The following is a 12,024-nucleotide window of genomic DNA, read 5'->3' on the forward strand; positions in this document are numbered from 1 at the left end:
TGGAGAAAGGGCCCGCCATGAGCGAGCAGAATCCCCCGGCACCGACGTCCAAGAACGTCACCGGATTCCTTTTACGGCTGGGCGCGGGAGCCACGGCCACGGCGTTCCTGGCTGCGGCGCTGGTCGCCGCGACGACCGCGCCCGCCGCGGCCGTGACGCGCGGCAACATCGTCGCCGTCGCGCAGAGCCAGTTCGCCAACGCCTCCCGCAACCACGAAGAGCCGATGGGCAGTGGTTGCAACTACTACACCGGGTACTTCCGGTCCTGGAAGCCGGCGGGTGGCTGCCCGGCCACGGACGGCGTGCAGTGGCGGGACAGCGACTGGTGCGCGGACTTCTCCAAGTACGTGTGGAAGAACGCGGGAGTGCCCGACGCCGACGTCGCCGAGACCAATGGCGGCGTGCTCACCGGCTGGGCCAGCTCCTTCAAGGATTACGGCACCAAGCACGGGACCTGGCACGCGCGTTCCACCGGTTACGCCCCCCAGCCCGGCGACGCGGTCGTCTTCGACTGGGACCAGAGCGGCGACATCGACCATGTCGGGATCGTCAAGTCCTCGAACGCCACCACCGTCTACACCATCGAGGGCAACAGCGGCGACCGCATCAAGGAGAACAGCTACTCGCGCACGAACATCGACATCGTCGGCTATTCCGCGCCGGTGGGCGCCGAGGACGGTCCGCCCGCCACTCCCCCCACCGACGCGAGCGGCACCAGTGACGTTCGGGCCGACTTCAACGGTGACGGGCTGGACGACGTGGCCGCGTTCTACGACTACCCGGGGGCCCGGACGGTTCTGTTCGTCTGGTCGGCCAAGACCGGTGGCGGCTTCAACCCGCCGGTCAGCATGTGGGACTCGGGAGCGGGCAACTTCGAACAGCCCCGCGCCAAGGCCATCGCGGGTGACTTCAACGGCGACGGCCTGGCAGACGTCGGTACGTTCTATGACTACTCCGGCGGCCGCACCGGTCTGTGGATCTGGACCGCAAAGACGGGCGGCGGCTTCAATTCTCCCGTCATGTCCTGGGACTCTGGCGCAGGAAACTTCGAACAGCCCCGCGCCAAAGCCGTCACCGGTGACTTCAACGGCGACAACATGACCGACGTCGGCACCTTCTACGACTACTCCGGCGGCCGCACCGGTCTGTGGATCTGGACCGCCAAGACGGGCGGCGGCTTCAATTCTCCCGTCATGTCCTGGGACTCGGGAGCGGGCAACTTCGAACAGCCCCGCGCCAAGGCCATCGCGGGTGACTTCAACGGCGACGGTCTCGCAGACGTCGGTACGTTCTATGACTACGACGGCGCCCGCACCGGCCTGTGGACCTGGACCGCCAAAACTGGCGGTGGCTTCAACGCTCCCGTCATGTCCTGGGATTCGGGAGCGGGGAACTTCGAACAGCCCCGCGCCAAGCCCATCGTCGGTGACTTCAACGGCGACAACATGACCGACGTCGGCACCTTCTACGACTACTCCGGCGGCCGCACCGGCCTGTGGACCTGGACCGCAAAGACCGGCGGCGGCTTCAACGCCCCCACCATGACCTGGGATTCGGGAGCGGGCAACTTCGAACAGCCCCGCGCCAAAGCCGTCACCGGCGACTTCAACGGCGACCACATGACCGACATCAGCACCTTCTACGACTACCCCGGCGGCCGCACCGGCCTGTGGACCTGGACCGCCAAGACCGGCGGCGGCTTCAACGCCCCCACCATGACCTGGGATTCGGGAGCGGGCAACTGGGACCAGTTCCGTACCAAGCCTGTCTGATCGTGCGAGCCGGCTGCGGCGCGCAAGCCGCAGCCGGCGGACTTCTCACCCCTTTTTGGAGAAAATCATGAAGATCACCCGTCTCATCGCAACCCCGCGCTTACCCTTCACCCGCCGCCTGACCGTGTCGGCCGCCTTGGCCGCAGGACTCCTCGCCGGAGGTGCTCTCCCTGCGGCAGCGCAGGAGCCGACCCCCGCCCCCACCACCAGCCGCGTCCCCGGCCCGGCCGGCGAGCCGGTGCCCGAGTCGCTCGCGGCATCACTGTCCTACACCGCCTGCGTTCCGGGCGGCGAGACCAGCGCGGACACCGCGATCGCCAACCAGGTCCGGCCGCAGATGAACGGCCCCCGCATGGGGAAGAGCGTGAACTCCTACAACGTCTCCTGCGCCCGGATCATCACGGCCACATCCAAGGGCCGAGGGTTGGACAAGCGAGCGGCGGTGATCGCCGTGACCACGGCCATCACCGAGAGCACCCTGCACAACTACACGGAGGCCGGCGACCACGACAGCCTGGGGCTGTTCCAGCAGCGTCCGTCCCAGGGCTGGGGCACGCCCGCGCAGTTGATCGACCCCGTGTACGCGACCAACGCGTTCCTCAACGCCATGCTGCGCAAATATCCGAACAACTCCTGGATGAGCGGGGACGTAGGCGCCATCTGCCAGAAGGTGCAGGTGTCAGCGGTCCCGGACGCCTACGCCAAGGAGGTCCACGACGCCCAGCTTCTCGTCGACGCTCTGTGGAACGCGGGGACGACACCGTCGACGGACCCTCCGTCCGGCACCTCCGAGGTGAAGGCGGACTTCAACGGCGATGGGCTGGACGACGTGGCCGCGTTCTACGACTACCCGGGGGCCCGGACGGTTCTGTTCGTCTGGTCGGCCAAGACCGGTGGCGGCTTCAACCCGCCGGTCAGCATGTGGGACTCGGGAGCGGGCAACTTCGAACAGCCCCGCGCCAAGGCCATCGCGGGTGACTTCAACGGCGACGGCCTGGCAGACGTCGGTACGTTCTATGACTACTCCGGCGGCCGCACCGGTCTGTGGATCTGGACCGCAAAGACGGGCGGCGGCTTCAACGCTCCCGTCATGTCCTGGGACTCTGGCGCAGGAAACTTCGAACAGCCCCGCGCCAAAGCCGTCACCGGTGACTTCAACGGCGACAACATGACCGACGTCGGCACCTTCTACGACTACTCCGGCGGCCGCACTGGCCTGTGGATCTGGACCGCCAAGGCGGGCGGCGGCTTCAACGCTCCGGTCATGTCCTGGGATTCGGGAGCGGGCAACTTCGAACAGCCCCGTGCCAAGGCCATCGCGGGTGACTTCAACGGCGACGGTCTCGCAGACGTCGGTACGTTCTATGACTACGACGGCGCCCGCACCGGCCTGTGGACCTGGACCGCCAAGACCGGTGGTGGCTTCAACGCTCCGGTCATGTCCTGGGATTCGGGAGCGGGGAACTTCGAACAGCCCCGCGCCAAGCCCATCGTCGGTGACTTCAACGGCGACAACATGACCGACGTCGGCACCTTCTACGACTACTCCGGCGGCCGCACCGGCCTGTGGACCTGGACCGCAAAGACCGGCGGTGGCTTCAACGCTCCCGTCATGTCCTGGGATTCGGGCGCGGGCAACTTCGAACAGCCCCGCGCCAAGCCCATCGTCGGTGACTTCAACGGCGACCACATGACCGACGTCGGCACCTTCTACGACTACTCCGGCGGCCGCACCGGCCTGTGGACCTGGACCGCAAAGACCGGCGGCGGCTTCAACGCCCCCACCATGACCTGGGATTCGGGAGCGGGCAACTGGGACCAGTTCCGTACCAAGCCGATCTAAGGTCCTCACCACACGCGACCGCCGCGGTGATCATCGATCACCGCGGCGGTCGAACTCATGTACGCGGCGACCACTCGATCAGGGGGTACAGGGCCGCGGGAGCGCCGGTGGTCAGGGCCCAGTAACGATCGCCGTACGACCAGTGCCACCACTCCCTCGGGTAGTTGACGAACCCGGCCGCGGACATGACGCCGATGAGGGTCTCCCGGTTGGCGCGGGCGTGCTTGGAGATGTTCGGCGCGACCGTGTAGCAGGCGTTGTCGCTCTCCTCCGGGCTGGCGTTCACCTCGGTGCCCATGTCCAGCTCGGCGCCGTCGCCGGTGCACAGGGTGAGGTCCACCGCCGCGCCGCAGACGTGCGGGCCGATGTGGGGCGGCGCCAGGGAACGGCTGGCCTGCACGTACACGTGCTCAGGCGACCAGTCGGGGTTGTCCGCGCCGAGCTGCGAGGCGTACCGCTGGAAGTACCTTTCCTGCAGCGCGGGCGGCCGGTACGCCTCCACTATGAGCAGCCGCAGCCCGTCGGGCAGGCCGTTCTGGGCGCGCAGGAGGCGCTCGACGTGACCTTGGCGGATGTGCGCGTACGCTCCGCCGGTGTCGGCCATCCGCGGGTCCAGCCGCAGGCCGGGGACGGTGCGCAGGTCTACCAGCGGCTCCGCGCGATCCTCGACGGGGATCTCGCTGATTCTGGGGTCTGACATGAGGACGATGTCCGGCACGACGCTCTCCTTGCACAGAAAAAGGGCTGTTTAGGAGGACGTTGAGCGAGGGCACTCCAAATTCACTCCAGAAAAGCACCAGACGAGCGCAGTTCGCCGTACTCGCGGGTGCCGTACTCGGCGAAGACGGCGAGCGCCTCGGCTCGCATGGAGGCGGCGGCGGAGGCGTCCCCGGCCGCCTCGCGGGCGGAGGCCAGGTCGCGCAGGGTGCGGGCGCGGAACAGCGGCAGCCCCAGCCGGTCCCACAGCGCGACGGATCGGCCGAGATGCTCCTCGGCCTGCGCGTGCCTGCCGTGGGCCAGGTGCAGCTCGCCGACGGTCCGCTCGACGAGCGCCATCCCGAACCGGTCGTCGTTCCGTTCGCACACCTCCATCGCCTCGCGCAGCTCGGGCAGGATGCCGGCGTCGCCGCCGAGCCGGATGCGGGTCTTGGCCAGGGCCTGCACGCAGTACGCGAGCATCAGCGGGTCGCCCGCCTCACGCAGCAGGGCCACCGCTCGCGCGCACAGCTCCTCGGCCCGGCCGAACTCGCCGACGGCCCGGTGGACCAGGCCGATGGTACGCAGCGTGAGCCCCTCGCCGCGCTTGCTGCCCAGCCTGCGGAAGGCGGCCAGGGCGTCGTCGAGCAGTTCGCGGGCGGCGGCGAACTCACCCTGTTCGATCAGCACCGATCCGGCCAGCCGTTTGACGTATCCGACCGCGGCGTCGTCGCCGAGCGAGCGGAACACCTCCGCCGCGTCCCGCAGGTGGGCCAGCGCCCCGGCCAGGTCGCCCAGCTCGCGGCAGGCGTTGCCGATGCCGGCGACGGCCACCGCCTGCCCGTGCGCGTCGCCGCCCGCGCGCAGCAGTGGCAGCGCCTGGTGGAAGAACGCCTGCGCCTCCGAATAGCGGTCCTGCCGGTAGCGGAGCTGGCCGAGCCCCACCAGTAGCGTCGCCTCGGCCAGCGGATCGCCCGCCCGCCGTGCCGCGCCCAGCGCCGACTCGTGCGTACGCCGCCACTCCTCGAAACGGGTGTCCACGGAGAACGAGGAGGAGCACAGGGCGGCGGCCACCTCGCAGGCCACCTCGTGCAGGTTCATGGCGGCCGCCCGCTCCACCGCGACGACCAGGGCGGGACTCTCGGCGCTGAACCACGTGACCAGGTCGGCCACGTCCGCGTCGACGGGCCTGGCCATGGCGTACTCGCGCCGCAGCGCCAGCGCGCCCGGCGGCCGGGCGGCGGCGGCCCGGGTGATCAGCCACAGCCAGCCGCCCAGAGCGCGGTTGACGGCCGCCGCGCGCTCCTCGGGCGGCTCTTCGGCCTCGGCGCGTTCGGCCGCGTACACGCGCAGGAGGTCGTGCAGGCGGTAGCGGGTCTGCCCGGCCGCGTCCACTGCGACATCGTCGAGGAGCTGGGCATCCATCAGGCGTTCGACGGCCTCCTCGGCCTCGGCCTCGGGCACGTCCAGGAGCGCCGCGGGCACCCAGGACGCGAAGTCGGGCACGCCCAGCAGCCCGAGCAGGCGGAACGCCCGTTTCGCTCCCTCGTCGAGCCCTCGGTAGCTGAGCGCGACGCTGGCCCGTACCTCCAGGTCGCCGGCGGTGAGCTCGTCCAGGCGGCGGTGTTCGTCGGCCAGCCGCCCGGCCAGCGTCGCGAGCGGCCAGTTCGGGCGGGCCGCCAGCCGCGCGCCCGCCGTGCGCAGCGCGAGCGGCAGATGACCGCAGAGGCGGACGATGTGCCCGGCCGCCTCCGTCTGCGCCCGTACGCGCTCAGGACCGGCGATGCGGGCGAGCAGGTCCACTGCCGCAGGGGTGTCGAAGACGTCGAGGTCGCTCACCCGCACCCCGTCCAGGCCGGCGAGCCTGCGCCTGGCCGTGATCAGCACGGCGCAGGTGGGGCTGCCCGGGAGCAGGGGGCGTACCTGCTGCTCGGAGCCCGCGTCGTCGAGCACCACGAGCACCCGCCGGCCGTGCAGGGCGCTGCGGTAGGCGTCCACGCATTCGGGCACCGTCGACGGAATCGCGGACGGCGGCAGCCCGAGCGCCCGCAGGAAACGGCCGAGCACCTCCAAAGCCGGGGCCGGAGAGCCGGTGACGCCGCGCAGGTCGGCGTAGAGCTGCCCGTCGGGATAGGCCGGGGACGCCTGGTGGGCGGCCTTCACCGCGAGCGTCGACTTGCCGACTCCGCCCTTGCCGGAGATGACGCACACCGTGACCGTGTCGCTGGGGGCGTCGAGCAGGGCGGTCAGCTCCGCGAGCTGGCGCTGCCTGCCGGTGAAGTCGGCGACTCCGCGGGGCAGGTGCGCCGGGACCGGCTGTGATCTGGACAGCGCCGGAGCGGGGTCCAGGGCGGGGTCCGCGCGCAGCACCGCCTCGTACAGTTCCTGCAGCTCGGGGCCGGGATCTACGCCCAGCTCGTCGGCCAGCGCCTTGCGGCCCTCGTGGTAGACCGCCATCGCGTCGGCCTGGCGGCCCAGCCGGTACAGGGCCCTCATGAGCAGGGCGCGGGGGCGCTCTCTGGCGGGGTGCAGGCGGACCAGCTCGGTGAGCTCGCCGACCGCCTCCGCGTGCCTGCCCAGCGTCAGCTCCGCGTGAAGCAGCTCCTCCTGGACGAGCAGCCGCGTCTCGTCGAGGCGGGCGGCCTCGCCGCGCAGCACGTGCCCGATGCCGCCGAGCGCCGATCCGCGCCACAGCGCCAGCGCCGCGCGCAGGCTTTCGGCCGCGCGGTCGTGCCCACCGTCCGCCGCGTGCCGCCGGCCTTCGGCGACCATCCGCTCGAACGACTCCACGTCGAGCCGGCCGGGCTGGAACCGGGCCGCGTACCCGGGCGGCCTGGTCTCGATCACCTCCCCCTCGCCGCCGTCCGCGAGCGTGCGGCGCAGGCCGTACACGTACGTCTGGACGAGCGCGGAGGCGCTGCGCGGCGGGTCGTCGCCCCACAGCACGTCCACGAGCCGCTCGCTGGAGACGACCTTCCCGTTGGCCAGCAGCAGCGCGGCCAGGAGTGCGCGGGGTTTCGGCCCGCCCAGCGCCAGGCGCTTGCCGCCGTCCCAGGCTTCGACGGGGCCGAGCAGACGGAACTCCACTGATCCCCCTCGGGGAGGTGACCTTGTCCCCGCAGTGATAACACCGCGCGACCCCGTACGCCACCGCCCCGAGGAAGAAATCGGTCAGTCAGTCAGGCAGCAGGGCGGCTCGGCGTCCTTGCCGATCACGCCACTCTGCGGGCGATGTCGCGCAGTGCGGCTGCGAGCCGGTCCACATCGTCGGCGGAGGTGAACAGGGCCGGGGTGACGCGTACGGCGGCGCCGCCGGTGATCCCGGTGCGGGCGATGGTGAAGATCCGGTGCCGGGTCATGAGCTCGTCGGCGATGGCCTGGTTGTCGGCCTCAGAGGTACGGCGGCGCAGCCGCATGGCGGTGATGGCGCCGTACATGTCCGGTTCGTCCGGCGTGAGGATCTGCACGGTGGGGAGGTCGCGCAGCTGGCGGACCCAGCGATCGCGCAGGAAGCGCAGCCGGGCCTGCTTGACCTTGGCGCCGAGGGTGTCGTGGAAGTCCAGGGCGGTGTCGGCAGTGAGGAAGGGGGCGACGTTCATGGTGCCGGAGTGCACGCGGGAGCGGATGTCGGTGGCCGGATAGGTCTCGTCGGCGTAGAGGGGGTCGATGTCGGCCAGGCGCTGGGCACGGATGTAGAGGAATCCGGCCCCCAGCGGCACGTTCATCCACTTGTGCAGGGAGAAGGCGGCGAAGTCGGCGTCGAAGTCGGGCAGGGTGAAGTCGAGCTGCCCCCAGGAGTGGGCGGCGTCGACGATGACGTCGACGCCGTACTGGCGGGCCATGGCGACGATCTGGCGCACCGGAGTGACCAGGCCGGTGCGGTTGTTCATGTGGCTGAGCAGCAGCAGCTTCACTTTCGGGTGCTCACGTAGCGCGCGCTCGTAGACCTCCAGCACCGCCTCACGGGTGGGAGGCTCGGGGATGACGATCCGCGCGAGGTGGACGCCGCGCCGGGCTTGGAGCCAGTTCATCGCGTACTGGGCGCTGTGGTAGTCCAGGTCGGCGTACATGATGCCGTCGCCCGGGCGCAGGCGGCGGTAGCCGGAGATCAGGCTCTGCAGCGCCTCGGTGCCGCCTCGGGTCAGCGCGATCTCGTCCCTGGTGACGCCGAGCAGCGTGGCGATGCGGTCGCGGACCTGGTCGGCTCGCGGCTTGTACGCGGTGCGCAGCAGGTGCGAGCTGCGCTCGTTGAGCTGGTCGATGTTGCATTGGTACGCCAGCCGGACCGGCTCGGGCATGATGCCGTAGTAGCCGTTCTCCAGGTTGACGAAGTCGGCGCTCACCTGGAACTGGCGGGCGACGGCGGCCCAGAAACCCTCGTCCTGGGCCAGCTGCTCAGGGGTCAGACCGCCGCCGGGCACGGTCAGCGCCTTCGCCGGGGCTGGGCGGGCCACAGCCGGGGCTGAAGGCGTCACGGCGGGGGCTGAAGGCGTCACTGCCGGGATTGAGGGCGTCACGGTTGGGCGGGTCGCGGCGCCGGCGGCCAGCGCGCCGAGCCCGGCGAGGATCCGGCGTCGGGACAGGCTCATGAGGGACTCCACCTGATAACAGCGCGATCCACGCGAGGCGCGAATGTCCACCGTAAATCGCGGTACGGGATAAATGGCCGTGCGATAGGACGCTCTTTCCCCCATGTCGATGAGCCGGCCATCGACGCGCCCGCGAAACCGGATGACGGCACGAGCTTTACCGGAAGCATTGCTATTGCGGGGCGCGTCCGGCTGCCTTTCGGGCACTATCACCGGTGATGCTTGCGACACGAACGCTCCGTTCGCGCCGACCGGCCGCCCGTGGCACCGGCCGGCTGCTGACGCACGCGGTGTTCGCGATCGCCTTGGTCCTCAGTGTGGTGTTCGCCCATGGCGGCGCGTGCGCGGCCGTGGAGCTGTCGGAGCCGGTCGCTCACAGCGCTCAACTGGCCGGCGGAGGGGTCTCCGCGTTCACCCACGGCGCTCATCTGGCGGCCGGCGGGGTCTCTCCGGTCACGCACGGCGTCCGCTGCCTGCATCGTGACCTGCCCGTGGGCCATGTACACGGAACCGAGCAGGACCGCTCGGCCACCAACCCCACCGGCGTGCCGCTCGTGCTGGCCGGGTCGGCAGTGGAGCTGCCCCGCCCGGCGGCACGGCAGACCGCCCAGGCCCCTTCGTCGTCGGCCGATATCGGGCGGGGGGTCAGGCCCGATCAGGAAAGCGTGATGCGCGTATAGGCCAGGACCGCGTCTGATTTCGTTGTCCATTGCCCGCCCAAGTTCGCGGTCATATCGCCGTGCCGTGAACTTCGCGTATTCTTCGGGGATTTCATCCATGTCATCACCAGCAATGTTCGCGCGCCCGCAAGAGTTTTCGCCGGCCGCCCATTCCACTCTGGCGCTCACCGTCGGCAATACGCCGCTGGCGTTCATTTCCGAGCCGTCCGTGCCGGGGGGAGGGGGATTCTGGGCCAAGCTCGAAGGCTTCAACCCGGGCGGCATCAAGGACCGGCCCGCCCTGCACATGGTGCGCCAGGCCCGAGCCCGGGGAGAGCTCGCACCGGGTGCGACGATCATCGAATCGACCAGTGGCACCCTGGGGCTCGGCCTGGCCCTGGCCGGCATCGTGTTCGGCCACCCGGTCGTGCTGGTGGGCGACCTCGGCATGGAGCCGTTGATGTGCCGGCTCCTGACCTCCTACGGCGTCCGCCTGGAGATCGTCACCGAGCCGCACCCGGTCGGCGGCTGGCAGCAGGCCCGCCGGGAGCGGGTACACCGCCTGCTCGCCGACCTTCCCGGCTCCTACTGTCCCGACCAGTACAACAACCCCGACAACGTCGACGCCTACGCCGGGCTCGCCCACGAACTGCTGGCCCAGCTGCCGCACATCGACGTGCTGGTGTGCTCGGTCGGCACCGGCGGGCACAGCGCGGGCATCTCCAAGGTGCTGCGCCGTCACTTCCCGCACCTGCGGCTGATCGGCGTCGACACGGTCGGCTCCACCATCTTCGGCCAGCCCGCCCGGCCCCGGCTGATGCGCGGCCTGGGCTCCAGCATCCACCCGCGCAACGTCGCCTACGACGCCTTCAGCGAGGTGCACTGGGTCAGCGCCGCCGAAGCGGTCTGGGCGTGCCGCGCCCTGGCCGCCCGGCACTACATCTCGGGCGGCTGGAGCACCGGCGCGGTCACCCTGGTGGCCCGCTGGCTGGCGCGTACCACCCCCGGCCAGACCATCGTCGCGATCTTCCCCGACGGGCCCTGGCGATACTGGAACACCATCTTCGACGACGAGCACTGCCAGCGGCACGGCCTGCTCGACACGACCCCGGCGGAGGAACCGGACCTTCTGCCGACGCCGAGCGAGCGGGAGGTGCGCCGCTGGACGCGTTGCACCCGCGTGATGGACCCGCTGGCAGGAACGCGATGAGCGGCATGCTGCGGCAGTTCCGCTCCTTCGACCGGCCGATCCAGCTGCTGCAGATCAACCAGCTGGGCATCAACCTCGGCTTCTACATGCTCATGCCCTATCTCGCCCAGCACCTGTCGACCGCCGCCGGGCTGGCGGCCTGGACCATCGGGCTGGTCCTGGGCCTGCGGAACTTCAGCCAGCAGGGCATGTTCCTGATCGGCGGCACCCTGGCCGACCGGCTCGGCTACAAGCCGATGATCATGGCCGGGTGCGCACTGCGTACGGTCGGGTTCGCGCTGTTCGGGCTGACCACCTCGCTGCCCTGGCTCCTTGCGGCGGCTGCCGTGACCGGCTTCGCCGGGGCGCTGTTCAACCCGGCGGCCCGCGCCTACCTGGCCGTCGAGGCCGGCGAGCGCAAGGTGGCGGCATTCGCCGTGTTCAACGTGTTCTACCAGGCGGGCATCCTGCTCGGCCCGCTGGCCGGCATCGCCCTGATGAGTGTCGGCTTCCCGGCCGTGTGCCTGTCCGCGGCGGCGATCTTCGCGGTGCTGACCGTCCTGCAAGGCGCGTGCCTTCCGGCCCGGCGCCCGTCGGGGGCAGAGCACCAGCCGGTGCTGCGCGAGTGGCGCGCGGCGTTCGGGAACCGGGCGTTCGTCTCCTTCGCTACGGCGATGATCGCCTCGTACGCGCTGTCGTACCAGATGTACCTGGCCCTGCCGCTGCAGGTGCAGCGCTTCGGCGGCGGCCAGGCGGGGGTGATGGCGCTGTACGCCCTCTCCGCGCTGCTCGGCATCGCCGGGCAGGTGCACCTGACCACCTGGTGCGCGGCGCGCTGGACTCGCGGGCAGGCGATCAGCCGCGGTCTGGCGCTCATGGGCCTCGCCTTCCTGCCGCCGGCTGTGGCGGCGCACCTGCCGCTGGCGCCGGTGTGGGCGATGCTGCCCGTGCTCGCCTGCACTCTTCTGCTCACCGTCGGCACGCTGATGGCCTTTCCCTTCGAGATGGCCACCATCGCCGACATGGCGGGAGATCGGCTGATCGGCACCTACTACGGGATCTACAACCTGGCCTCGGGCGTGGGCATCCTGGCCGGCAACCTGGTCGCGGGTGCCCTGCTCGACGCGGCTCGTACGACGCGGCTGGCCGCTCTGCCCTGGCTGCTGCTGGCCGTCGCCGGGCTCGCCTCCGCGGCCGCCGTCAGACGGCTGGACCGGCGCGACCGGCTCACCCCCGTCGGCCGGGTGGCCACCGCCACTTGACCAGCTGTGCCGTC

Annotated in this window: 8 protein-coding genes; 5 read left to right on the forward strand and 3 right to left on the reverse strand. The window is 70.7% G+C overall.

Annotation, left to right across the window (positions count from 1 at the left end):
• Positions 1-17: 17 nt before the first annotated feature.
• A complete protein-coding gene (locus tag ACIBO2_RS49785) occupies positions 18-1,772 on the forward strand; it encodes an FG-GAP-like repeat-containing protein (RefSeq protein WP_397304620.1) in 1,755 nt (584 codons plus the stop codon).
• A gap of 67 nt (positions 1,773-1,839) precedes the next feature.
• Positions 1,840-3,615 carry an FG-GAP repeat domain-containing protein gene (locus tag ACIBO2_RS49790; RefSeq protein WP_397304621.1) on the forward strand — a complete coding sequence of 592 codons (1,776 nt, stop codon included), beginning with the start codon at positions 1,840-1,842 and terminating at the stop codon, positions 3,613-3,615.
• A gap of 55 nt (positions 3,616-3,670) precedes the next feature.
• Here ACIBO2_RS49790 and ACIBO2_RS49795 read toward each other — a convergent pair whose 3' ends face one another.
• From ACIBO2_RS49795 to ACIBO2_RS49805, 3 genes are all read right to left on the reverse strand, one after another.
• Positions 3,671-4,333, reverse strand: a complete 663-nt coding sequence (locus ACIBO2_RS49795) for a M15 family metallopeptidase (protein WP_397304622.1) — start codon at positions 4,331-4,333, stop codon at positions 3,671-3,673.
• A 62-nt stretch (positions 4,334-4,395) separates the two neighbouring features.
• The gene (locus ACIBO2_RS49800; RefSeq protein WP_397304623.1) at positions 4,396-7,398 is read right to left on the reverse strand and encodes a BTAD domain-containing putative transcriptional regulator; all 3,003 of its coding nucleotides are present in this window, start codon (positions 7,396-7,398) and stop codon (positions 4,396-4,398) included.
• 125 nt (positions 7,399-7,523) lie between these two features.
• The gene (locus ACIBO2_RS49805) at positions 7,524-8,900 is read right to left on the reverse strand and encodes an aminotransferase class V-fold PLP-dependent enzyme (protein ID WP_397304624.1); all 1,377 of its coding nucleotides are present in this window, start codon (positions 8,898-8,900) and stop codon (positions 7,524-7,526) included.
• Positions 8,901-9,118: 218 nt separating this feature from the next.
• Between ACIBO2_RS49805 and ACIBO2_RS49810 the strand changes: the two genes are divergently transcribed.
• From ACIBO2_RS49810 to ACIBO2_RS49820, 3 genes are all read left to right on the forward strand, one after another.
• Entirely contained in the window at positions 9,119-9,580 is a 462-nt protein-coding gene (locus ACIBO2_RS49810; protein ID WP_358554560.1) for a hypothetical protein, read from the forward strand.
• 97 nt (positions 9,581-9,677) lie between these two features.
• Positions 9,678-10,769 carry a PLP-dependent cysteine synthase family protein gene (locus ACIBO2_RS49815; RefSeq protein WP_358554563.1) on the forward strand — a complete coding sequence of 364 codons (1,092 nt, stop codon included), beginning with the start codon at positions 9,678-9,680 and terminating at the stop codon, positions 10,767-10,769.
• Positions 10,766-12,010, forward strand: coding sequence for an MFS transporter (locus ACIBO2_RS49820; protein WP_397304626.1), 1,245 nt, complete (start codon positions 10,766-10,768; stop codon positions 12,008-12,010). The genes ACIBO2_RS49815 and ACIBO2_RS49820 overlap by 4 nt, the downstream gene beginning before the upstream one ends.
• Positions 12,011-12,024: the final 14 nt, after the last annotated feature.

Source organism: Nonomuraea sp. NPDC050022, from assembly GCF_044460705.1.
In the GTDB taxonomy this organism is placed as follows: domain Bacteria; phylum Actinomycetota; class Actinomycetes; order Streptosporangiales; family Streptosporangiaceae; genus Nonomuraea.